The sequence below is a fragment of the Pseudomonadota bacterium genome, assembly GCA_039033415.1.
Classification (GTDB): domain Bacteria; phylum Pseudomonadota; class Gammaproteobacteria; order Xanthomonadales; family SZUA-38; genus JANQOZ01.
This window is the reverse complement of record JBCCCR010000027.1, coordinates 13,982-35,200: the sequence shown is the minus strand read 5'-3', so window position 1 is coordinate 35,200 and position 21,219 is coordinate 13,982. Positions and strand designations below refer to the sequence as shown.

The following is a 21,219-nucleotide window of genomic DNA, read 5'->3' as shown; positions in this document are numbered from 1 at the left end:
CCGATATGCTGTTCGTGAAATTACGTAAGCTCACATTGGAGGAACAGCCTCCCATCCTGCTTGCCCTATCCGGGGTTTTGGGGATTGGCCCGATGGCGGTCTACCGGTTGATCGAAGGCAGCTACGCGGTGGCGGCCCTCGATACCGTTGCCGTGATTGGGTTCGTGCTGATTATGCGGCTGGTCTACGTCAAACGATCGGTGCGGCTGGCGAGCGCCTGTATGGCCATGGTCGCGATCGTGACTGCGGTGATTTCGGTCAGCGTCAAAGGCGGAAACCAGATCATCTGGATGTATCCAGCGACCATCGCGCTGTTTTACCTGCTGAAGCCGCGCGAAGCGGCCATCACCGCCGTGGTCGCGATCATGCTGATCATGCCGGTCGTCTTCGAAGGCCGAAGCGGCGCTGAGGTGGCGGTATTCCTGACGTCGCTCGGCGTCACGATCTCACTCTCGATTGCGTTCGCGGTCCTGACCGCCAAGCAGCGGCGCGAGCTGCACGCCATTACGCTCACGGACCCCTTAACCGGCGCCGGCAATCGCCGAGCCCTCGATCAAACGCTCGACCGCGTCATCGATGTGGCCGGCAAAGGGGAGAAAGGATTTGTCCTGATCATGGTGGACCTGGACCACTTCAAGATCGTCAACGACAGCTATGGCCACACCGTCGGCGATACGGTGCTCTGCGACGTTGCCCAGGCGATCCAGGCCAATATTCGACCAGACGACTCCTGTTTTCGTGCCGGTGGTGAGGAGTTTGTGGTCGTCGCGGCGATGGCTGACCTCGAGCAGGCCCGAAAGCTGGCCGAGCGCCTCCGGGTGGCGATCTCAGAGCTCCGGTACGGGCCTGTGGGCGAGTTAGCCGGGTCGACGGTCACCGCGTCCTTCGGGCTGGCCGAATACCATGTCGGCGAATCGCGAGACGGCCTCTACAAGCGTGCCGACGACGCCCTCTATGAGGCTAAGCGGCGCGGTCGCAACCGGCTGCATTCCTGCGAGCAGCCGCTCGAAGTCACCACCGCCGCCTGATCAGGTCGCCCGCAAGCTTAGTGCCGCCAGTGATAGGCGCGCTGTTTCTTGAGCAACGCCTGCTGCGCCGCCAAAGGAAACGCTTCGCCACCCTCCAGCTCAAAGAAAAACGGCGTCCGCGGCCGACGGTGATTGCCTACCTCGTTCATGGTCGCCGCCTCGTAAACCCGACCGTTGATCATCGTGTAGGACACCATCTCCGACTGTCGTAGATCGTCCAGCGGATTGCCCTCGATAATCACCAGATCGGCCAGCTTACCGACCTCCAGTGAGCCCAGCGAAGCGTCGAGTCCAATGTAGCGCGCACCGTCGATCGTTGCACCCCGCAGCGCTTCCCAAGCCGTGAATCCACCCTGGTGCATCATCCACATCTCCCAGTGAGCCGCCAGGCCTTCGCGCTGGCCGTGCGCGCCGATTTGAACGCCAACGCCCATATCCCGCAGCGCCTTGGCGTGCTCGGCCACCCATACATGGTTGTAGTGCTCATCCGGCGCTCGCTGGCGCCGAATCGCCCTGGGCAGCAGAAACGTCTTGGGCGTGTACCGAAGCAGTCGCGGGTTCTTCCAGACCTGGTCGCGATCGTAGAAGTAGTTTTCTCCACTGATGCCCCCGTAGGCGACCCCAAAAGTCGGGGTGTACGCAACGTCGGTCTGAGACCAAAGCTGCTTGACGTCGTCGTAGAGATGGGCGACCGGCACCGCGTGTTCCAGCCCGGTATGGCCATCCACAATATGGGTGAGGTTGTGCTGCCACTTCGCGCCGCCCTCCGGCACCACCATAATTCCCAGCTCCTGCCCCGCGGCGATCACCTGCTGGCGGGAATCTCGCCGGAGCTGGTTGTAGCTCTTGACCGAGATGGCGCCCATGTCCTTGAGGCGCTGAAGGTGAAAGCGCGCGTCATCCAGGCTGCTGATCTCTGCAGTGAAACCCGGCACCAGGGCGCCGTAGAGGATCGTCCCGGTGGAAAACGTCCGTGGCCCTACCGTCAAGCCCGCCTCGCGCAGCTCGGCGTGAGAGAAGATCTCCGTCGTATCGTTGGACGGATCGTGAATGGTAGTGACACCAAACGACAGGTTGGAATACTGCTGCCAGTTCTGCTGGGGCGTCAGCTCGTTGCTGGCCATACCCCCGTGGGCGTGAACGTCCACCAGCCCGGGAATCACCGTGTGCCCGCTGGCGTCGACGACGTAGGCATCCGCCGGGATCTCAACGTCATCCGAGGGTCCAACGGCGATGATGCGGTTGCCGCTCACCACTACGGTGCCCTGCTGGATCACTTCCTCAAAACGATTGGCGTCGCGCATGGTGATGACGCGGGCATTGGTGACCGCAACGGTACCGCCAGGTATATCGGTCTCGGCCGTAAAACTCACGCTAAGGCCGTCAGAAACCGGTTCCGGCAGCACCTCTTTTGACTTTCCGCCGACAAAGCTGAAGGCGTCAGCCAGGTCTCGCGAGTACAGCGTTGCCCCGTGAGCCCAATGGAGCGCCGAGCTGTCAGCAGACCAGTGAAGCCCTTCGCCGGAACGTTTGGCTACCTGGGTCACTGGATACGCGTTGGTGTCCTTGCCCAGATCAACCTGTTTGCCGATGGTCGGCAGCGGCGCCAGGTAGGCGTTGTAGCCTTCGGTGAAGGCAACCCACTGGCCGTCGGGTGAGAGGCTGAACTCGGTCGCCTTGGCACCCTTCAAGTGGCTGCGTTCGTCGAACCCGGCGAGGTCAACGCTTTTCAGCGCCAGCGCGGTGTCGTCGACCGATTCGGAAAAGTAGACGCGCTCGCCGCTGCGGGAAAACTGCGGATTGAATCCGCGATCGGTGAGCTTTCTCGCTTTGCCACCGCCAGCGTCAACAACATAAACCCCTGGTTGCTCAGACCACAGCGGCGATAGCAGCGAGCCGCCGGCAAACTTTCGGAAAACGACGCGCCGACCATCACCGGAAAAGCGCGGCTCTACGTAGTGGCCCGGCTGCTCGGTCAGCGTCTTGCTGCGCCCGCCTTTCGCGGAGACCGTTCGGACGCTGCCGAGCTCCTGGTCATGCCAGGTCGTGTACACAATACTTTTGCCGTCCGCTGAATAGCTCGGCCAGAATTCAAAGTGATCGTTCTGGCGAGTCAGGCGTCGAGGCTCGCCGCCCTCGACAGCCTGAACGTAGAGGTAGCCCAGCGCCTGAAAAACCACCTGACTGCCGTCGGGTGAGTACTGCGCCCAGCGTGCGGCTTTGACGGAAAACTCTTCGGGGGAAGGGTCTACAGCGAAGCGTAGCGCCGGCCTCACCACTTTTTCGGCTTTCACCGAGACCGGAATCACCTTTGCTTCACCACCGGCAGCAGGAACCCGGTGGATCTTGCCGCCGGCCCAGAACACCAGCGCCTGACCGTCCGGCGTGTACGCAAACGCCGGCGTATTCCCGTGAGCGCCGTTGGTTTCCTGCAGATCTCGATCCAGCCCTTTAAAGACGGCACGCTCGAGTCCCGACTCAAGGTCCTTGACCATCAGCGCGCTGGTCATGTTGGGCAGTCGTTTCACAAACGCCAGGAATTTCCCGTCAGGCGAAGGCGTCGGGCGGATCGCTCCCCCGGGCCCACCGGCCACCTGGACCGTTTTGCCCGTCTCCCGATCCAGGCGCTGAACTGCAAAAACCTGCCCTGTCGAATCTTTGTTGTACTGCCAGACAACGCCGCCCGTGACGTCTTTGCTGTAATAGAGATAGCGGCCGTCGGGCGAAAACGCCGGTTCAGCAATATTCTTTTGCGCCTGCTGCTTGCCGATCCGTTCCACCACCTGGAGACCCTTGCCGCCACCACCGGCATGCACCAGCCAGATTTCGCCGGCCGGGATGCTGCGGGTCGACACATAACCTTTGCGAGCGGCCAGCCACTGGCCGTCGGGAGACCAGGCAGGATTATGAAAAAGCTGCGCCCGGTCGCTGGTCAGCTCGGTCGCCTCTCCGGTGCCATCTGCCGCCATCAGCCAGAGGTTGTCGCCGCCGTTGCGGTCAGATACAAAAACGATCTGCTCGCCGTCCGGACTGAAACGAGGCTGCATGTTCCAAGAGATGTCAGCGGTTAGCGCCTTCGCCTCCCCGCCGCTCAGGGGCACGGTGTAGAGATCACCGAGCATATCGAAGATCAGCGTGCTGCCATCCGGCGACACGTCGAGATTGGTCCAGGTCATCTCCCGGGTATCGATCGTCACGGTTTTTGTCGGCCCGGGCGGCGCGTTCACCGACCATTTTTCTTCGGCCCCAGCCTCGCTCCCAGCGCCGGACTCCACGGCTTCAAAGCCTTTTGCCGACTCAAGGTCTTGCGCCATTCCAGAACTCGCCAGGCCCAACAGGCAGACCATCAACCGAACGTGCTTCTGCATAACTTGCTTACCCCTGCGAATTGCCTCGATTGTAAAGAAAAGCGTCGAAAGCGTCGCCTCGCCCTCGGACACACCTAAGCAACAAAGCTGGTCTGTGAGCGCGGAGCGTTCTGTGGCTCAGTTCGGCGGCCGCCACAATTTTGGCCTAAGCCGTACGTTTCCCCGCCGATATTTTTGCGGTTCGCACAAAACGACGGATCGCAGACCACCATTTTGTCTTCTCTCATTAAAAATCAATAACTTATAAGTTGGCACGGGCTTTGCTGCTTCTCTGGCAACGGAGACACAACACTTGAGGAACAGCCATGATTCGCCAACAACTTTCCACCGCGCAGCCTTCGATGCGTACCCAGCCACAGGGCGCCTTTGCCCGGGAAAGCCTCACCGACGGGCTTCGCGTGCTGCTGGTTTCGCCAGATCCGCTGCCGGTACAGCAGCAGCTCAAAGAGCTCACCTTCGACACCCTGGCGGTCTGGGGTGATCAGACCGATATCAAAAACATGCTGCGTCTCCAGCGACCACATCTTATTGTGGTCGACATGATGGGTACGCCTGGGGAATTGCTTACCCAATGGCTCCGACGAACCTGTGATCAGCCGGTGATCAGCTGTCTGAATCAGGATCAGGCGCAGGTTGCGCTCGACGATGACAATCCGGAATCACTCAACTTTGTGGTCCACCCGATCCGTCCATGGGATTTGAAGATCAACATCGAACTCGCGTTGATGTTCGATATGGCGCACAACACCCGGCTGACGCTGGATACGGCACGTCGCTGCGCGAAACAGCCCTACGAGCCGGTCATGGCACCGCGAATCGGCAGCCCACGACTGACCGCCGTCGCTAACCACTACTAAAACTCAGCGCAGACTCTGGAGCACTTCGTCCATGGCTCAGTTCGCGCCTGATCGCGTTACCGGCAAGGATTACCTGTCGCTGCGGCGGAACAACCTTGCGCCGGCAAACCACCGGAAACCGATTCAGCTGGACACGGAGACAGGAACCGATCCCGTTGAGCAGTGCAGTAATCCAAGGATGAAACAGCTTTGGCTGCAGGTCCGACGCGTCGCCAAAACGGACGTCACGGTTTTGGTCGGTGGGGATACCGGCACCGGTAAGGAGGTGGTGGCCCGGCGAATCCACCGCTATTCCAACCGATCTTCAGGGCCATTTGTGGCCGTGAATTGTGCATCTATCCCCGCCGACCTTTTGGAAAGTGAGCTCTTCGGCCACGAGAGAGGCGCGTTCAGCGGCGCACTCGAGCGGCGCATCGGGCGCTTCGAGCGGGCCAACCACGGCACTCTGTTTCTCGATGAAATCGGCGATATGCCTCTGCCGATGCAGGCCAAGCTGCTGCGGACACTTCAGGAACGGTGCATTGAACGCGTTGGCGGACGTGAGGAGATTGCCCTCAACGTTCGCGTGGTGGCGGCCACCCACTGCAATCTGCTGGATGCCGTCGCCGCAGGCACCTTTCGCGAAGACCTGTTCTACCGACTGAATGTGGTGCCGCTGCGGGTGCCAACACTCAGCGAGCGTATGGAGGATCTGCCATTTCTGTTGACCAGTCTGAGCAACGCGCTCGAGAAACGAGACCTCGAACCGCCCCAGCTGGCCCCCAGCGCCCTAGCCAGCCTTCGTGCCTACCCGTGGCCTGGCAACGTCAGAGAACTGGGCAATCTTCTCGAGCAGCTGGCCGTGTTTCACGGCGGCGATCGAGTGGAACGCGACGATTTGCCGGATGAGTTTCAGGCCGCAGAGGAGACCCAATCGGGACGGGGCGAGGCGTCGGGTGAACCCGTGCTGTGGCGTCTACAGCCACCCGCAGAAGAAATCGAACCGGTGCTGCCGCCCAGCGGGCTGAACCTGATGAAATACCTCCAGCAGCGCGAGAAATGTCTGATCGAGCAAGCGCTGGCCGCTTCCGACGGCGTGGTGAGTCAGGCTGCGCGCCTGCTCAAGCTTCGTCGAACAACGCTGGTGGAGAAGATCCGCAAGTTTGACATTCAGCGCGATTCTGCCGTCAGCGCCTGAGGTTTAGCGCCTAGCTTCAGGTCGAGCTTAGCGAGAGGTGATACAGCGGCAGCACTCGCCCCGGGATGCTGCCCGACGGCTTTTCGCCGACTTTGACGCAGCCGGACTTTTCATAGAATCGAGCAGCCTGAGGATCGGACTGAATGGTCAGCGTGGAAGCGCCGTTTGAAGCCGCTTCCCGGACTGCCTGCCGAAACAGCTTTTCCCCGATGCCCTGCCCCATCAGATCGGGTTCGACAAACAACGCTTCGAGTTCCCATACCGTTGGTGACACCGGCTCGACCCAGCAGTATCCCGCGAGCTGCCCCGCCCGGTCCGCGACCGTCAGGCGGGTGCCGGCACTTTGGATGTCGTCAGCAGACACCAAAAGCTCATCACGACAGGCCGCCATGAATGCCTCGTCGTAACCCCACACCGCCTTCGAACGAAGCGCCAGCGACGTCAGCGCGTCAGCTTCTGCCAGCGCCGCCTGCCGCAGCAAAAGCTCAGCCACCACACCCGCCGCAACCGCTGGCGCAACCTGACGCATCACCCCCACCACCGTCGCTGTCGCCCGAGGCCGATTTGGAGCTGTAGCCGCTAGCCCCGGCGCCGCAGCCCGCGGCGCCGGCGTTTTTGCGCTGGTGCGCGTCGTGCAATGCCTTTAACCGGCTGCCGAAAACCCATAGGAGCGCCACCGGGATCAGAATGACTCCGCCTACAACGGTCAGCATGCTGGACCAGTCACCCGCCGCGTAAACGGGTGCAGCAGTCAATCCCAACCCGACCGCAATCCACGCGGCGCGAAGGGATTTCAAGGATACCAGGCGATGATCGGCGAGATTCACCCACTGAAACCGCCCGGCGTTCGCGAACCGCGCTTTGGTCGACGGCCAGACGTCGGCCGGCGGCGCGTGACCAAATGCATCGCGGTAGCGCCGTTTCGCGAGCTCATAAGCCGCCGCGTATCCTTCTGCGGCGCCAGCCCCGCCGGGCGTCGGGTCGTGATGCAGCGGAAACCCAAGGATCTCGCCGCACAGATCATCCCAGTACGAACGCGTGTAGACCATATGGAGGTGCCAGGCCTGGTCAACCTCCTCGCTGGGCGTCAGCATCTGCTTGGAGGTCGCGCAGAGGTAAACAAACCGCAGATACTCCCGTAGCACCTTTTTGGCGAAAGGCCGGGACCAGCCGTTGTCCCGCGCCAGTCGGTCGGCGAAGGAAAAATCTGGCTTGCCGCCGTCGATGTCAAACGCTTCGAGCTTCTCGAACAGCGCCTGCTTTTCCTGGGGTGATGTCATCGTCATGGCTTTGCTGACCTCACGTCTGATTGAGCCTGCCATGTTTTAACGGCCCGCCACGCCTGCGGACAAGGCCCATGGGTCACGCCGCCGGTCCGTGGCTTGGAAAACAAAATCACTTGGTTAGTGCCTGTCTTACGATCTCCTCAGCGTGGATTGCTGCGGTATCAAATAGCGGCGTCGCGGTATGAGTAGCGTCTACTAGCAATCCGATTTCGGTACAGCCGAGGATCATTCCCTGCGCACCCTCAGCGGACAGGTTGCTGATAACGCGCAGATACTTTTCTCGCGAGGCGTCGCTGATCACGCCAAGGCAAAGCTCGTCGAAGATCACGTTGTGGATCATGTTGCGCTCTTCGGCAGCCGGCACCAGCACTTTGACACCGAGCGACTCCAGCCGATCCCGATAAAACGCCTGCTCCATCGTAAAGCGGGTACCCAGGAGTCCAACCGTTTCGATGCCCGCCGTCTTGATTGCGGTGGCGCTGGCGTCAGCGATATGAACCAACGGCACAGACACGACGCGACTTACCGCGTCCGCCACCTTGTGCATCGTGTTGCTACAGATCGCCAGCAGCTCAGCCCCGGCAGCCTCAGCCGCCATCGCCGGTTTCGCCAGAAAGGCGCCTGCCGCTTCCCAGTCACCGGCGTGCTGCAGAGGCTTAAGGTCAGCCAGATTCACGCTCATCATCACTATCGGCGCTGAGGTCAAGCCACCCAGCTGGTCGCGAACGTGTTGATTGATTAGGCGGTAGTAGATCTGAGAACTCTCCCAGCTCATGCCGCCGAGCAGACCAATCGTTTTCATGCGCTTTGCCTCTCGATGACCAAGGATGAAATTAGCAGGGTGTGGAACGCTGCGACAGCGTCAGTGCAACCACGCAAGGCCGAAAAACTGTGGCTTAGGGCTGGTCGTTTTTCGTGCGGTGGCGCATGGCGATCATCTCTGCCGCAAAGCGCCGCTCGTTGGTCTCAGCCCGGGTACGGTACTCCCGCCACCGGTTCAGAACCGCCAGTAGCCCGAAACCCATCAGCCCGAATCCGAGGACAAACATCAGAACCTGCACGACGGGGCTGCCGCCGGCTCCAAGCAGGATCAGCGGGATAAACACCAGCAGGAGCAACCAACGATTGGCGCTCATTGCAGCCTCGCAAGAACGAAAGTCACGCGACCAAGCGTACACGGCTCCAGCCGTGCCTGCACAGCCTGCTTATAATGGCTCGTTACGCTTGGACTTAGACACGGAGACCGCTGATGGCTACGCCTCAGCTGGAGCTCACGGGCTCCCGACAGTTCACCAGCTGGCTGCATGAGACCGGCGGTTCGCTGGCTTTTTCGACCTATCAGGCCGGCAAGCTGTTTCTCATTGGGCTGGCGCCTAGCGGACGCCTGTCGGTGTTCGAACGCACGTTCGCTCGCTGCATGGGTCTGGCGTTTCACGACGAAACGCTGTGGGTGGGAACGCTTTATCAGCTGTGGCGTTTCGAAAACGCCCTGCCCTCGGGCCAAAGCCATGACGGATACGACCGCCTATATGTGCCCCAGCTTGGCTACACCACCGGCGACCTGGATATCCACGACGTCGCGGTCGACGCTGACAACCGCCCGCTGTTCGTCAACACTCTGTTCAGCTGCCTTGCCACGGTCGACGACCGCTACAGCTTTCGCCCGCTGTGGCGGCCACCGTTCGTTTCCAAGCTAGCCGCCGAAGACCGTTGCCATCTGAATGGTATGGCGCTCCGCGATGGCAAGCCCTCCTTTGCCACCTGCGTCGGCGCCACCGACGTCAACGAGGGCTGGCGCGACCAGCGCGTCGGGGGTGGCCTTATGCTCTCGATCGATGACGGGGAAACGGTCTGCGATGGGCTCTCCATGCCGCATTCCCCGCGCTGGCACCAGGACAAGCTCTGGCTGCACAACTCCGGCACCGGGGAGTTCGGCTGGGTGGACCTGGACGCCGGCCGCTTTGAACCCGTCGCGTTTTGCCCGGGCTACCTGCGGGGTCTCACCTTCACCGGCCGCTACGCCGTGGTGGGCCTTTCCAAAGCTCGCGACGAGGGAACATTCGCCGGCCTTCCGCTGAGCGAAGCGCTGGCTGCCCGCAACGCGACGCCGCGCTGCGCCCTGCAGGTGATCGATCTGGAACGCGGAGACGTGGTGCATGAGCTTCGCATCGAGGGTGTGGTCGAGGAACTCTATGACGTAGTCGCGCTTCCGTCCGTCAAACGCCCGATGGCCCTCGGTTTTAAAACCGACGAGATCCGGCGGGTGCTTTCGCTGCCGCCGGACGTAGCCTGAATTCTGGAGAGAGAGCCTCCTAAAGGGTACTCATTAGCCGCCTACGGTGTTCGGAACCGCGGCCAGGTCTGTCATCGAGTTGCTATATTAGACCTGCGGTAGCAACCGACGGACATCTCAGAGCAAAAGGAACCTGACCATCACCTCCGATCACAAGAACGCGCTCAATACCGGCGGCGCCATGGACGTCTTGTCCGCCGTCGGCGACCCAGCCGATCGGGCCATGCTCGGGCGTGAGTTTGGTGACTACCGCATTACCCAATTTATTGCCGCCGGCGGCATGGGCCAGGTTTATCGGGCGGAGCGCATCGACGGTAGCTTCGAGCGTGAAGTGGCCATCAAAATCAGCGCCGGATCCGGGCTCAACCAGGAGCTCAAGGATCGGTTTCTTCGAGAGCAGGGTTTCCTGGCCAGCCTCAACCACCCCAACATCAGCCAGCTTTATGATGCCGGCGTCACCGAAGAAGGCTGGCCCTATCTGGTGATGGAGCTGATCGACGGTCAGGCGATCGACGATTTTGTTGCGACACACAAACTGCCGACCGACGCGATTGTCGACCTGTTCAGCAAAGCGGTTGACGCGGTCGCTTTTGCCCACAAGCGCCTGCTTGTGCATCGTGACATCAAACCGAGCAACGTCATGGTGACGGCGGACGGTCAACCCAAGCTCCTGGATTTCGGTATCGCGAAGCCACTGGCGGCCGATGGGGAAACCGTAACCCGTCACAATCCGATGACCCCGCGCTGGGCAAGTCCAGAACAGCTCCTGGAGCAGCCCATCACGGTGGGATCTGACGTTTACCAGCTGGGCCTCCTCCTGGCTCGCCTGCTGCTGGGCGAGCCTGTGGTCGAGGAGCGCTCCATCTCGGACGCGATCCAGCGCGCGGCGGCTGAGAAGGAAATCAGAATCGACCCGGCCTTGCGCCGACGCGTACCCCATGAGCTCATGCTGATTGTCGAGCAATGCCTGCGGTTTCACCCCGCTGATCGCTATGCCAGCGTCGACGCCCTGCTGGACGATCTAAAGGCCTATCGCCGGGGCTATCCGATACAGGCTGCAGGTCCCAGCGGCTTCTATCGGTTCCGAAAGGTCCTCGCTCGGAATCGCGCCGCCACTCTCACCGCAGCGGCGGCGCTGGCGACAATCATCACCGGCGCCACCCTGTACACCCTGCAGCTCACCCAATCGCGCGATGAGGCCCAGCAGGCCGCAGAACGTGCTGAAGAGATCACCGGCTTTCTCGTGAGCCTCTTCGAGAACGCCAACCCCGAACGCGGCGGTCGGCGAGACCTGCTCGCCCGCGACCTGGTCGATGAGGCGCTACCTCGGCTGGACGAGCTTGGCAGCCAGCCGGTAACGCGTGCGGAGCTCACCCAAACCATCAGTCATGTCTATCGAGAACTCGGCAGGCTGGACAAGGCTGAAGAGCTGCTGAAGTCCTCATACGCGACTCAGCTGGAATTCCTGGACGACGACGATCCCGCCGTGATCAACAGTCTCCTTGCGCTTGGCCTCATGAGCTATGACCGCGGCAACTATGCCAAAGCGCTTGAGACGTATGAGGAAGCGCGTACCCGGTTGGCTCGATCGCGGTCGGACACCGATGCAGCCATGATTCGCCCGCTGCATCTCATTGCCAACGCTCAGGCGCGCCTCGGCAACATCGAAACCGCGCGCGAGGTGATGACGCAGAGCCTCGATCTCAAGCGCCGCTACGAAGGCCCGTACAGCAGCAGTATCGCGAAAAGCCTGGCGACCCTTGGCGTTCTTGCCATGTGGCAAGGTGACGCCACCGCCAGCGAGCAGTTCAGCCGCGAATCGATCGAACAATTTGAGGCGTCGGGTGAGACGCAGACGCCGGCCTATGCGGGAACACTCGACAACCTGGGGCGCTTACTGGTCGATCAGGATCGGACCGAAGAAGGCATGGCGCTGCACCAGAAGGCTGCGGCCATTTATGAATCGCTGTTCGGCGCGGATCACGACGAGGTTGCTGGGTCTCTCAATCGGATCGGCGCGGTTTACCTGCAGCTCGGTGACAACCCGAAAGCCATCGAGTATTACCGAAAGTCGATTGCGACGTTTGAGCGCGCGAACAATCCCCCGGATCACAACATTATGTCGCCGCTGCTAAATCTGGCATCGGTCTACGCCGACAACAACGAACACCAAAAAGCCATCGAGTCAGCCGAGCGCGGCATCGGGCATATGTCGCGCGCCTACGGCGAAAGCCACTGGCGGGTTGGCTTCGCCTTAACCGATATCGGCCGGTTTTATGCGTATGTCGGTGAGATCGAACGAGGCAAAGCAACCATCGAGCGTGGGCTTGAGATCATGCGTGGGTCCGAGGTTGCCGGCACCGTTCAGGAAGCCTGGGGCCTCAATCACCTGGCCGACTATTATCAAACCATCGGCGCCAACAGCGAGGCACTCGCCGCTACGCGGTCCGCACTTGATCTGGCCCAGGCCTCCGCGCCGGAATCGACGCTGGTCGAGACGCTTAACACCCGTCTCGCGACGCTGACGGCAGGTGACGTGAAGCCTGGGCGCTAAGATCTTTTCGACAGAGAGAGTAGCGGCTCGATCTCGCGTCTCGTAGAGGCCGTCTGATCAAAAGCTGCTCGCCTCGGGACTTCCTTAAAGGGTAGATCCCGAGCTCTCGCGACGCCCGCTCTTGGTCGGGGTCTTCAAGCGCCTGGACCGTCTCGAGCTGCGATACGTAGGCCGTCGGCAGCCGAGCGTCTCTTGCGCCACAAACCACGTGCTGCTTGTACCAGGTGTAAGGCTTAAGGCCTGGCCTTACACGAGTGGCGATATAGGCTGTTGCCTGCTGGTCTTGCTCGCCCTCCAGCCGCAACGTGACCGTTTCGCTGAGATAGCCGAAGCCGGTCATTTCGAGTTCATCCAAACGCGCCTTATCGTCCTCGCTGAGAGCAAAGAGGACGCCATACACGCTGCTTCCGGTATGGCGAACGATATGACACTTGCCCGACCCATCAAGGCCAACCTTATCGAAGGCCAACCGATAGTCAGGCAGCAGCGCCCGACCCACACACTGCGCCGAAGGCGCGCGGGCGCGAAGCCGTTGAATCGACATGTTCGAACCGTAAGCAAAATAGCGCGCGGTAGTCAGCGGCGAGCCCCCACGATTGAATTTTCCAGTATAGGTGATCGCTAGGGGCGATCTTGCCAGAGACGCTGTTAGTCCTCGGATTGAGGTGATGCGTCGGCCAACCGCCTGAGCTGCGCGGGAAAAGCCTTGGCCATCGCGTTGACGTGCCGAGTTGAGTACATCGCTTTGAGCGTTTCGGTCGACACGGCAAAGTAGTTGATGGCCCCAAGCAACTGGTAGATATGCGTCTGTCTTGGCAAGCGGCCAGCCTGGTCCCAGCGGGGATCTTCGCTCAAGAGCTGCTCAAGCCGGTCGAGGAATGGCTTCAGATACCAGCTGGCTGCCCGAGGGGCGCGGCGCCGGTTGTCCAGCAGCTCGCGCATTAAGAGCTGCGTGTCCGCGTGGCGCTGAACGGTACACCGATAGATCTTATCCAGAGCCTGCAGGAACGCTTCCGTGCGATCTTGGGCGGCGGGGATCTCTACGCTCGCCAGATCAGCAAGCAGCCGATCGGAAATGTCTTCCAGCACCGCGCCATAGAGTTTTTCTTTGCTGCCGAAATGGTGAATGAGGGCCTGTTTGGTCAGGCCAACCTCGCGGGCAATATGATCCATGCTCGCGCCGTAAAAGCCTTTCTCGGCAAAAAGCGTGGTGGCCGCGGCAATAAAGCGCTCACGGGTGTTGGTTGCATGCGGCGGCTGGCTCATCGCGAGACTATACCTTGACAGCTTACCACTTGGTAGGTGACGATTACCCTACCATTTGGTAAGGGTTTCGTGGATGAACCAAGAACTACAGATCCAGCTGCTTGAGGAGCTTCTCGGCCTCAAGCAGCAAAGCGCGCTTTTTTTGGATGATCAGCCGACGACCAACGCCGTCAGTCACTACGTTGACCCGGCGAGATTCCAGCGCGAGCAGGAGCAGGTGTTCGCTCGTCACCCCCAAGTCATTGCGCACGTCAGCGAACTGTCGGAGCCGAACAGTTATATGAGAGTGAGCGCAAGAGGACTGCCACTGCTGCTCCTGCGTGGCGACGACGGTCAGCTGAGAGTTTTCCTCAACGTCTGTCGCCATCGAGGGACGCGGCTGGTGGACGGCGACTCCGGCTGCCGAAAGCGTTTCTCTTGCCCATACCACGGCTGGACCTGGAACAGCCGAGGCGAATTTGTGAATGCACCCCACTTTGAAGCCGGCTTCCCGGGCACCGATCCAGCGGAACTTGGCCTGAAGACCGTGCCAGCGATCGAGCGACACGGGTTCATCTGGCTGCTGCCGGAGCGCGATGAAGCCCCAGACCCAACCGATTTCTTCTCCGCGATCGACGACGATCTCGCCTGGGTCGGTATTGATCAGCTCACCGTTCACCAGTCTGAGTGGCAGGAAAGGCGCTGTAACTGGAAGATGCTGGTGGAGGGAGGACTGGAGGCGTATCACTTCCGCGTCGCGCATCGGAAGACGATCGCCAAGCGTTTCAACGACAATCTGTCCAGCTACCACACCCTGGGCCCTCACCTGCGATCCATTTTGCCCCGTTCGTCCATCGTGGAACTGGAAGGCCAGCCGAAGGACACGTGGGACATCCGTCAGCACGCGAACGTGCTCTATACCCTCTTCCCAAAGTCCATGCTGCTCGTCCAGGCCGACCACGTGATTTGGATCAGCGTCGAACCCCAGGCACCTGACCTATCACTGGTGCGGATGACAACGCTGATTCCGCGGGAAACCGAGCAGTCGCAAGACTACTGGGACAAGAATCACGAGCTGACCGTCACGACGCTGAACGAAGACTTTGATCTGGCGGAAAGCATTCAGTCCGGCCTGACGAGCGGCGCCAACGACCGGTTGCGTTTCGGCAGGTACGAGGGGGCCCTGAACGTCTTTAACGACAACGTGGAAAGCTGCTTGAGATGAAGCAGGCATGGCAATGAGACGCCGCTACCCCTTGCTACCCCAATCGGGGCTGCCCCGTTTTTGTGCATTTCCGCCGGTTTTTACTCATCCACCATTTTTTTGCTTTCTTTCCACCGTTATTTGCGCCGACGCACAATTCTGAAGAGAAGATCGAAACCCCTAAAGAGCTTATAGTGGATTGATTTTATTTACTTTTCTAAACAGCTTTCTGTCTTAGGCTGGAATGGCACAGGGTTTGCTCCGTACGGGACCAGAAGACACAAAATTGTTTTGGGACCATGACCATCAAGACCTTCACAATCGCTACTGCGGCCGCAGCAGGACTACTGCTCACCGGCGCTAACGTCAATACGGCGCTCCATTCGCACCTGCATCCCGTTCGCGCAAGCGACCTGGCGGCGACAGATGGGAAGACTGTCGGGAAATCCGCCGCGCTGCATGTCGCCAAATTCCAGCCACATGCCGATGCCCTGAAATTGCAGGGAATGAATAATGACTAAGAGAAACGGCCTAGAAACTTCGCGAGCTGCTGAGGATCGCAAGAGTGAGCGTTGGCTCACGATCCTGGTCATCCTCCTGGGCGGGCTGCTCGCAGCCCACAACCTGTGGCACGCTGCCCATCCGGCGAACTCCACCGCCGCGGTACGCTCGGCGCCAGCGGCCAGCGAGTCACACTGGATTGTGCAGGCGGGAATCCCGCTGAACGAACCGAGTGAAACGCGTGGCTGGCAGGTTGTCAGAGAACTCGGACTCATCAAAACGTTGGCGATTGAGACAATATGAACGCTGCACTCTGAGAGAAGTGCTAGCTTGAAGCAGACAGCTCCCTCTGGGCCAACAGCGCCAGCACGCTTCCGGAAGAGTGGGGTAACGACAGCGTCGCCACCGAACCCTTTCAGTTTGAAATATTGAACCCGCCCACGTTTGCCGGCGGTTTCGAAGACTGAGTTCGGTTAGCAAGCCACCGGCGGGATCACCCCGGGATCGTTGACCTCGCGACCTTGCGAAGCAACGTGCGGGCGGTGGTGTACTGCCGGACGGTATTCAGGGACAGCCAGCGCCTCACCGGATACCGCCCTGCCCCGGGATACACGCCAACTTCGAGCAGCTCTCGATCGCTGAGACCGTCAATGAGGCTCACCACCGACTGCTGCGCTTCCTGGAGTCGGCGGCACACCGAACGATACGACTCTCGGCGCGCGCGTTGGGCGATGACATCATTGAGCCGAGGTGTCTCGTTCCACCGATAGCCGTCGGCAGGCAGTGTGGGTGCACCACCCTCGCGCCATTGACTGATCCAGCCGCACACGCTCTCGGACCACCAGGCACGCACGGCCAGCAGCTCTTTGACGGTCCAGTCATCGACACAGGCACGCGAGCCCAGACGCGGACCGCCCACCTCAATTTCCTGCCAGAGCTTGCTAAAACTCTCGTCGAGCTGGGCAAGCAGCTCTGCGCGCGTTTCCGGGATCGGCATTAGTCGACTGAGATTCCCTCAGTAGGCGGGGCAGGTGTCGTCGAAGGCATCGGTGTCAGCGTCACCCGCATCGGGCGCCGGAAAGGATCGCTTAAAGGTGAAGGCATCGAGCGTGGGACCATGGTCCCGCAGCTGCTCAAGACGCGCCTTGGCCTCCTCGACGCTGGGAAGATGTCCCCGAGGCACCCACCAAAGCACCACGGTGGCGTCTTTCACCCGGGAGAACCACTCTTTGCGGCGCCGCATGATTTCGATATGCGCTGATCGAAACACATAGTTGTGCAGCGATTCCACGTCCTGCCATACCGATAAATTGACGATACAGTCCTCGCCGAACGGCCGGATTGCCGTTGCGTCTCCGTCGTCAGTCTGCAACCGCCAGACAAAGCCTGGTGACGCCTCGGCCAGGGCGTTGATGCGGTCGAGGTTGCCGACAAAATCCTTTAGCGCCGGGGACTCCAGCGGCTCCAGCAAGTAGGCAACATTCAGCTGTGCTAGTTCGTAGTGACTCATCGTCTCTCCTCAAACTCCAGGGTTGTGAAGTCCTTGATGGTTGATCAGCCGATCAGGGGCTCGTCAGGTCCGCGCAGATGACCCGGTATCCGACGTCGATCGCGTCGAGCTTCAGGTCAGCCTGGTTTCGCGATTCCCAAGCGCCGCTTTTCAAGTCAGCGGCCAGTTGCGCCAGCCCAGACTCGACGTCACTGATCTTGGAAAAGGTTGAGATGTTGTTTCGTACACGTTCATCCAGATACGCCTCCGGCCTCCGCCAGTAGGCAGCCAGAAACCCATCGATGCAGTCGGCCGGGATCGGGAGCGTATTGACGGAGATCTTCGCAAAAGCCCGGCTCAGCTCGTCGATCGTCGGGAAGTTGGTTCGGTCCAGACTGACAAGTTCCGGAAAATAGTCGCGAGTCAGCCAGAAGGGTTCCGCCTCAGGATCCCAGGTGACAGCAACAAACCGTTTGCGAGTAACCCGGCGGATTTCCGCAAAGGCTTTTTCCCGATCCTGCCAGTGGTGCATAGACAGCACCGTCATGCAGTGAGAAAAGGCCGCGCCCGGAAACGGCAGATTCTCCGCCTGGGCTCTTATCGCCGGCGCTGATGTGGCGGGCCGTTGCCGAATCATCGTTTCTGAGGGCTCAACGGCAGCAACGCGACAGTCTGGCGGCTCATAGGAACCCGACCCGGCACCCAAATTCAGGACAGACTCAGCGCCCTGCAGCCAGCGATGAATCTCAGCAGCAATCCTTGGATCGGTCCTCCGGCCCAAGACGTAATCCTTGCCTATGGTGTCGTACAGCGCTTTTTTCATGTCTGAAAACGTCGTGGGACGGCCACGCGAAGTTTCATCAGGCACGACCCTCCGTTCCAGTGCGAAGCGACAGATAGATCTCATCGTACCGCTGTCCATCCACCTGTGTCGTTTCCGGTTCCCGCCCCCACCGAACGAAGCCCAGAGCTTGGTAGAGGCTGAGGGCCTCAGGCGCATTCGCGCTGACGGCAACGTCAATGTATGCCACGCCATTCCATGTGTATGCCAACTCAAGCGCCGCGGAGGTGACCGCACGGCCCAGACTCTGGCCACGATAAGCCTCGGCGACAAACACGCCCCACAGCTTCGCCCGGTGCGAGAACTTGGCCTGGCCGACTCGGTAAATTCCGGCCACGGCGACCAGGGGACCCGTGGACTCATCCTCCGCCATCGCCATGATGGCGTTGTCTGCTTTTTCCAGCGTAGACTTAAGAAAAGCAGCGTTCAGGGCGTCATCGTCGTCCGGACTCCCCGCGAACGCCCACGGCGAGTCCTCGAGCATATGTGCTCGAAGCTTGATGTAACGGTCGATATCATCAGGTTGTAGGCGAAATGGAGTCATGCGCTTTCGACGATTTTTTGCCGCGTGGCTAATGCCACAGCGTTTGCGTTTACTGCCCTGAAAGCCGGCCTTCAATGTTGCGCCAGCACTGGCCAAGTGAATACCTGCAGTCCGATAAAATGAAAGCGTTTAATTGTGAAGTAACGGGGTCACATAAACCTCGTGTGATCTTCCACCTCCGCAAAAGCTTCTACCGAAATTCGTTCACCCAGCGTCCTCATCTCAACCATCTGGATAGGATTTTCTTGCCCCCAAAACGCTTTCCACGCCTCGAGCGAGTCCCACCGGGCAATCGTGATCACTTCGGCTTCGGACGCCAGTGACCGCATCATAAAACTCCCCAGCGCCCCTGGAACCGTCTCGTGAATATGGTTGGTAGTTGACCGCCAGGCCGACTGGAACGCGTCGAAATTCTCTGGCGGCACCTGCCACCGGTAGACAACCCGAATCATCAATGGCTCCAAGTGATCGATAAACTTACGCAGGAATCGTCAGCTTATCGCTGTTACAACCTCGCGTGCCATGAGCGTCGAGGACAGCTGATCTTCACCCACCTGGAACAGCGGCCCCGTCCCGACGGCTTCGAAGTTGTGTTTCTCATAAAACGCCTGAGCTCGCGCGTTTAGATCAGAGACGCTCAGCCAAAGCCACTTTTTGCCTAACACCGAAGCCTGTCGCAGGCTCTCTGTCAGCAGCCGTGGGCCCAGCCCGGCCCCGAACTCGCTGGCCCGAACGTAAATCTGTTTGAGCTCAAGCGAACCGCCCAACAGAGCAATCGGACAAGCACCCTCACGGGTCATCAGGAAGCCTACCGCCCGGTCGTCGCGGTAGGCTACGCGGTATGCAATAGCAGGATCGGCTAGCTGCGCGCGCACCTTTTCGACGGCGTAGTGCTCATCACAGTAGGTCTTAATCGACGCGTCACTGTGCACTCCCCGATAGGCCTCAGCAAAACTCTCAATGCACAACGTCGCCAGCTCGACCGCCGCGTTCGTGTCTACCTCGCAAATTTCTGTCATCGGTGGGCTTTGGAAGGCTCCAACGGCTGTATCAATACCGATCGGATGAGTCTGTCTCCGGCGGAATAAACCAGTGAATGTACCCGCAGTTGTCGCACACGGCACAAATGGCCGACATATTCATCCAATCGAGGTCAAGGAACGAAGCCGCCGTGGTGTTGAGCTGGACGTCGTGACGCCAGAACTGGTCGTGAGAGCAGATCAAACAGCGTATTGGCCGACCGTGGATCTCAACAGTTGTGACCTCCTTGTGGCCCAACACGCCCTTGTTGCCACCAAACAGCTTTCGAAACGGGTTCATGCCCTTATACCTCTTGGACCGAGGTCCGGGAAATCAACAGGGTGAGTTTACAAATCACCAGTTTCGGCACGTGAACGGCGGCGGCGAGGGTAAAGAATGCAGGCGCGGCATTTTCTTGGCCAGAACAGAAAAGCGACGAGCAGAAAAACGCCGGAGGCAATGATCATGGGAACGACCAGGTCAAGGACGGTCATGCAAACCGTGGCGCCGCCCACCAGCAATGCCATCGTCACCTCAAACGAGAACTGGCTGGCGAACAGACACCCCAACCCTTCGGACATCGTTCCCTGCATGGGCCCGCCACAGCGTTTGCAGGTGCCCTTTCTTGATCCGTCTATTGCGATGCTCGCTCTGATCAACAAGACACGTTCTTCAACTAAAACCCAAGGGAGCTTGGATGTCTATAGGCCACTTTCCCTAGGCGTTCTAGTTGGCAGGAAAACCACTTTCCGACCGCCTGTAATGGCTGAAGAATGAGGGGCCCAACGTTACTCTCGATTTCGGTACAGGCAAACCTTCAGCATCGCTTTTCCTAGCGGAGTCGGAGCGGAAATGTATTCCAGGCAACTGGCCGGAAACGTCCTGACAAAAATACGGAACGGTTCGCGCCAAACGTCCTCAACACGACGGCCATGCCGAACCGAACACTGGGGCTTAACCTCAAACGGAAATTTCACCAGCTGATCCCGATAGGAGGCCGTGTAAGGAAACGTTTGCGAAACAACCAACCGCGAGGTCTCGTAAAAGGAGAGGCTCTCGTTTGGCATACATCGGTGCGCATGGGCAGGGCTTACAACGGTCAGGCACATCGTAATAAGGCTTGCCACTTCGCTGGCTATCGATCTCCTGCGGGAACGAGCAGCGACCAATTGGCGCAGCTGCTGAGCTATCCACCACCACACAGCGGCGTTGAGAATCATCGCGTAAGGTTTTCTCGAAGCAGGTTGAGAGGCTGTTGGTATCCCTCCCCCGCTAAATCCTGCCCTAAATACGATGAACCCTGAACCCGGACCCAATGCTCCCCACAGATCGATAGCTCCTGCGTCGGCAAATCGGACCGCAGGACAAAAAGGTATTCGTCTCCTATAACAAAACGTGACGCCAGCAAGTACAGGCGACACTCAAAGCCGTTGTCTCCCAGCAGCTCCAATCTCCAGTTCCCGAACGAGCCTTTTAGGACTTCAGCTACCTCTACCGCGATAGCTTGAAACGCTTCTTGCTTGGTCTCATCGAGCCCCATTATTAATGCGGGATCAAAACTCTTGGTTCCGACGACTTTGGCTTTAACAACAACAGGCGCCTTTTTCGCAACGGTCTCAAAAGTGCCTTGCCAGCGGCAGCTGCAAGCGAACGTAGGTGCTGTCACCGAGATCACGGCCAGTCCGAAAAGTAGAGTCAGAATTCGTTGAGCCATACCCAAAGAACGTGCCATTTAGTCGCACGGGGTTACCATTGCGCAACGAATTGGCGGAATTCAGGCTTTATTGGCGGCAGGGAAACGACACTCGGTAA

24 protein-coding genes are annotated in these 21,219 nt (G+C 59.8%); 8 read left to right on the top strand and 16 right to left on the bottom strand.

The genetic code is table 11. From position 1 onward, the window contains the following. Positions 1 to 14: 14 nt before the first annotated feature. Entirely contained in the window at positions 15 to 1,028 is a 1,014-nt protein-coding gene (locus AAF358_19970) for a GGDEF domain-containing protein (protein ID MEM7707840.1), read from the top strand. Between the two features lie 17 nt (positions 1,029 to 1,045). On the opposite strand, the gene AAF358_19965 is transcribed toward AAF358_19970, so the two are convergent. Next, entirely contained in the window at positions 1,046 to 4,342 is a 3,297-nt protein-coding gene (locus AAF358_19965) for an amidohydrolase family protein (protein MEM7707839.1), read from the bottom strand. A 359-nt stretch (positions 4,343 to 4,701) separates the two neighbouring features. Between AAF358_19965 and AAF358_19960 the strand changes: the two genes are divergently transcribed. Together AAF358_19960 and AAF358_19955 are read left to right on the top strand one after the other, a co-directional pair. Then, positions 4,702 to 5,253 carry a hypothetical protein gene (locus AAF358_19960; protein ID MEM7707838.1) on the top strand — a complete coding sequence of 184 codons (552 nt, stop codon included), beginning with the start codon at positions 4,702 to 4,704 and terminating at the stop codon, positions 5,251 to 5,253. A gap of 31 nt (positions 5,254 to 5,284) precedes the next feature. Then, entirely contained in the window at positions 5,285 to 6,430 is a 1,146-nt protein-coding gene (locus tag AAF358_19955; GenBank protein ID MEM7707837.1) for a sigma-54 dependent transcriptional regulator, read from the top strand. A gap of 16 nt (positions 6,431 to 6,446) precedes the next feature. On the opposite strand, the gene AAF358_19950 is transcribed toward AAF358_19955, so the two are convergent. The 4 genes from AAF358_19950 to AAF358_19935 all read right to left on the bottom strand — a co-directional run bounded on the left by AAF358_19950 (position 6,447) and on the right by AAF358_19935 (position 8,852). Further along, positions 6,447 to 6,959 (bottom strand): GNAT family N-acetyltransferase, encoded by a 513-nt coding sequence (locus AAF358_19950; protein MEM7707836.1) that lies wholly within the window; start codon positions 6,957 to 6,959, stop codon positions 6,447 to 6,449. Continuing rightward, on the bottom strand, positions 6,916 to 7,710 hold the full coding sequence (locus AAF358_19945; GenBank protein ID MEM7707835.1) for a hypothetical protein: 795 nt from the start codon (positions 7,708 to 7,710) through the stop codon (positions 6,916 to 6,918). The genes AAF358_19950 and AAF358_19945 overlap by 44 nt, the downstream gene beginning before the upstream one ends. 115 nt (positions 7,711 to 7,825) lie before the next feature. Continuing rightward, on the bottom strand, positions 7,826 to 8,518 hold the full coding sequence (locus AAF358_19940; GenBank protein MEM7707834.1) for an aspartate/glutamate racemase family protein: 693 nt from the start codon (positions 8,516 to 8,518) through the stop codon (positions 7,826 to 7,828). 94 nt (positions 8,519 to 8,612) lie between these two features. Continuing rightward, the gene (locus AAF358_19935; protein MEM7707833.1) at positions 8,613 to 8,852 is read right to left on the bottom strand and encodes a hypothetical protein; all 240 of its coding nucleotides are present in this window, start codon (positions 8,850 to 8,852) and stop codon (positions 8,613 to 8,615) included. Positions 8,853 to 8,965: 113 nt separating this feature from the next. Here AAF358_19935 and AAF358_19930 point away from each other — a divergent pair, with 113 nt between their 5' ends. Both AAF358_19930 and AAF358_19925 read left to right on the top strand, forming a co-directional pair. Continuing rightward, positions 8,966 to 10,009 (top strand): TIGR03032 family protein, encoded by a 1,044-nt coding sequence (locus AAF358_19930; protein MEM7707832.1) that lies wholly within the window; start codon positions 8,966 to 8,968, stop codon positions 10,007 to 10,009. 181 nt (positions 10,010 to 10,190) lie between these two features. Further along, a complete protein-coding gene (locus AAF358_19925) occupies positions 10,191 to 12,563 on the top strand; it encodes a serine/threonine-protein kinase (GenBank protein ID MEM7707831.1) in 2,373 nt (790 codons plus the stop codon). Here the strand turns inward: AAF358_19925 and AAF358_19920 are convergent. Together AAF358_19920 and AAF358_19915 are read right to left on the bottom strand one after the other, a co-directional pair. Next, the gene (locus AAF358_19920) at positions 12,511 to 13,143 is read right to left on the bottom strand and encodes a gamma-glutamylcyclotransferase family protein (protein ID MEM7707830.1); all 633 of its coding nucleotides are present in this window, start codon (positions 13,141 to 13,143) and stop codon (positions 12,511 to 12,513) included. The genes AAF358_19925 and AAF358_19920 overlap by 53 nt on opposite strands. A gap of 68 nt (positions 13,144 to 13,211) precedes the next feature. Continuing rightward, the gene (locus AAF358_19915) at positions 13,212 to 13,829 is read right to left on the bottom strand and encodes a TetR/AcrR family transcriptional regulator (GenBank protein ID MEM7707829.1); all 618 of its coding nucleotides are present in this window, start codon (positions 13,827 to 13,829) and stop codon (positions 13,212 to 13,214) included. Between the two features lie 73 nt (positions 13,830 to 13,902). Here AAF358_19915 and AAF358_19910 point away from each other — a divergent pair, with 73 nt between their 5' ends. The 3 genes from AAF358_19910 to AAF358_19900 all read left to right on the top strand — a co-directional run bounded on the left by AAF358_19910 (position 13,903) and on the right by AAF358_19900 (position 15,816). Then, positions 13,903 to 15,033, top strand: coding sequence for an SRPBCC family protein (locus AAF358_19910; protein ID MEM7707828.1), 1,131 nt, complete (start codon positions 13,903 to 13,905; stop codon positions 15,031 to 15,033). A 278-nt stretch (positions 15,034 to 15,311) separates the two neighbouring features. After that, entirely contained in the window at positions 15,312 to 15,533 is a 222-nt protein-coding gene (locus tag AAF358_19905; GenBank protein ID MEM7707827.1) for a hypothetical protein, read from the top strand. Continuing rightward, positions 15,526 to 15,816, top strand: a complete 291-nt coding sequence (locus tag AAF358_19900) for a hypothetical protein (GenBank protein MEM7707826.1) — start codon at positions 15,526 to 15,528, stop codon at positions 15,814 to 15,816. The genes AAF358_19905 and AAF358_19900 overlap by 8 nt, the downstream gene beginning before the upstream one ends. Positions 15,817 to 16,006: 190 nt before the next feature. On the opposite strand, the gene AAF358_19895 is transcribed toward AAF358_19900, so the two are convergent. From AAF358_19895 to AAF358_19855, 9 genes are all read right to left on the bottom strand, one after another. Next, entirely contained in the window at positions 16,007 to 16,510 is a 504-nt protein-coding gene (locus AAF358_19895) for a ClbS/DfsB family four-helix bundle protein (GenBank protein ID MEM7707825.1), read from the bottom strand. Positions 16,511 to 16,528: 18 nt separating this feature from the next. Then, positions 16,529 to 17,023: a DUF3291 domain-containing protein gene (locus AAF358_19890; GenBank protein MEM7707824.1), complete on the bottom strand. Its 495-nt coding sequence runs from the start codon at positions 17,021 to 17,023 to the stop codon at positions 16,529 to 16,531. Between the two features lie 52 nt (positions 17,024 to 17,075). Further along, complete coding sequence (locus AAF358_19885) at positions 17,076 to 17,825, bottom strand: class I SAM-dependent methyltransferase (GenBank protein MEM7707823.1); 750 nt, start codon at positions 17,823 to 17,825, stop codon at positions 17,076 to 17,078. Positions 17,826 to 17,862: 37 nt separating this feature from the next. Further along, positions 17,863 to 18,387 carry a GNAT family N-acetyltransferase gene (locus AAF358_19880; protein MEM7707822.1) on the bottom strand — a complete coding sequence of 175 codons (525 nt, stop codon included), beginning with the start codon at positions 18,385 to 18,387 and terminating at the stop codon, positions 17,863 to 17,865. A gap of 149 nt (positions 18,388 to 18,536) precedes the next feature. Further along, a complete protein-coding gene (locus tag AAF358_19875; GenBank protein ID MEM7707821.1) occupies positions 18,537 to 18,839 on the bottom strand; it encodes an antibiotic biosynthesis monooxygenase in 303 nt (100 codons plus the stop codon). 39 nt (positions 18,840 to 18,878) lie between these two features. Continuing rightward, on the bottom strand, positions 18,879 to 19,406 hold the full coding sequence (locus AAF358_19870; protein ID MEM7707820.1) for a GNAT family N-acetyltransferase: 528 nt from the start codon (positions 19,404 to 19,406) through the stop codon (positions 18,879 to 18,881). Between the two features lie 31 nt (positions 19,407 to 19,437). Then, entirely contained in the window at positions 19,438 to 19,707 is a 270-nt protein-coding gene (locus AAF358_19865) for a DNA-binding protein (protein MEM7707819.1), read from the bottom strand. A 47-nt stretch (positions 19,708 to 19,754) separates the two neighbouring features. Next, complete coding sequence (locus AAF358_19860) at positions 19,755 to 20,000, bottom strand: hypothetical protein (GenBank protein ID MEM7707818.1); 246 nt, start codon at positions 19,998 to 20,000, stop codon at positions 19,755 to 19,757. Between the two features lie 623 nt (positions 20,001 to 20,623). Further along, positions 20,624 to 21,139, bottom strand: coding sequence for a hypothetical protein (locus AAF358_19855; protein ID MEM7707817.1), 516 nt, complete (start codon positions 21,137 to 21,139; stop codon positions 20,624 to 20,626). Positions 21,140 to 21,219: the final 80 nt, after the last annotated feature.

Coding starts and splice junctions, on each gene's coding strand:
- AAF358_19965 (MEM7707839.1), bottom strand. CDS start 4,342: ATGGCGCAAGACCTTGAGTCGGCAAAAGGCTTTGAAGCCGTGGAGTCC.
- AAF358_19960 (MEM7707838.1), top strand. CDS start 4,702: ATGATTCGCCAACAACTTTCCACCGCGCAGCCTTCGATGCGTACCCAG.
- AAF358_19955 (MEM7707837.1), top strand. CDS start 5,285: ATGGCTCAGTTCGCGCCTGATCGCGTTACCGGCAAGGATTACCTGTCG.
- AAF358_19950 (MEM7707836.1), bottom strand. CDS start 6,959: ATGCGTCAGGTTGCGCCAGCGGTTGCGGCGGGTGTGGTGGCTGAGCTT.
- AAF358_19945 (MEM7707835.1), bottom strand. CDS start 7,710: ATGACATCACCCCAGGAAAAGCAGGCGCTGTTCGAGAAGCTCGAAGCG.
- AAF358_19940 (MEM7707834.1), bottom strand. CDS start 8,518: ATGAAAACGATTGGTCTGCTCGGCGGCATGAGCTGGGAGAGTTCTCAG.
- AAF358_19935 (MEM7707833.1), bottom strand. CDS start 8,852: ATGAGCGCCAATCGTTGGTTGCTCCTGCTGGTGTTTATCCCGCTGATC.
- AAF358_19930 (MEM7707832.1), top strand. CDS start 8,966: ATGGCTACGCCTCAGCTGGAGCTCACGGGCTCCCGACAGTTCACCAGC.
- AAF358_19925 (MEM7707831.1), top strand. CDS start 10,191: ATGGACGTCTTGTCCGCCGTCGGCGACCCAGCCGATCGGGCCATGCTC.
- AAF358_19915 (MEM7707829.1), bottom strand. CDS start 13,829: ATGAGCCAGCCGCCGCATGCAACCAACACCCGTGAGCGCTTTATTGCC.
- AAF358_19910 (MEM7707828.1), top strand. CDS start 13,903: ATGAACCAAGAACTACAGATCCAGCTGCTTGAGGAGCTTCTCGGCCTC.
- AAF358_19905 (MEM7707827.1), top strand. CDS start 15,312: ATGACCATCAAGACCTTCACAATCGCTACTGCGGCCGCAGCAGGACTA.
- AAF358_19900 (MEM7707826.1), top strand. CDS start 15,526: ATGACTAAGAGAAACGGCCTAGAAACTTCGCGAGCTGCTGAGGATCGC.
- AAF358_19895 (MEM7707825.1), bottom strand. CDS start 16,510: ATGCCGATCCCGGAAACGCGCGCAGAGCTGCTTGCCCAGCTCGACGAG.
- AAF358_19890 (MEM7707824.1), bottom strand. CDS start 17,023: ATGAGTCACTACGAACTAGCACAGCTGAATGTTGCCTACTTGCTGGAG.
- AAF358_19885 (MEM7707823.1), bottom strand. CDS start 17,825: ATGAAAAAAGCGCTGTACGACACCATAGGCAAGGATTACGTCTTGGGC.
- AAF358_19880 (MEM7707822.1), bottom strand. CDS start 18,387: ATGACTCCATTTCGCCTACAACCTGATGATATCGACCGTTACATCAAG.
- AAF358_19875 (MEM7707821.1), bottom strand. CDS start 18,839: ATGATTCGGGTTGTCTACCGGTGGCAGGTGCCGCCAGAGAATTTCGAC.
- AAF358_19870 (MEM7707820.1), bottom strand. CDS start 19,406: ATGACAGAAATTTGCGAGGTAGACACGAACGCGGCGGTCGAGCTGGCG.
- AAF358_19865 (MEM7707819.1), bottom strand. CDS start 19,707: ATGAACCCGTTTCGAAAGCTGTTTGGTGGCAACAAGGGCGTGTTGGGC.
- AAF358_19860 (MEM7707818.1), bottom strand. CDS start 20,000: ATGCAGGGAACGATGTCCGAAGGGTTGGGGTGTCTGTTCGCCAGCCAG.
- AAF358_19855 (MEM7707817.1), bottom strand. CDS start 21,139: ATGGCACGTTCTTTGGGTATGGCTCAACGAATTCTGACTCTACTTTTC.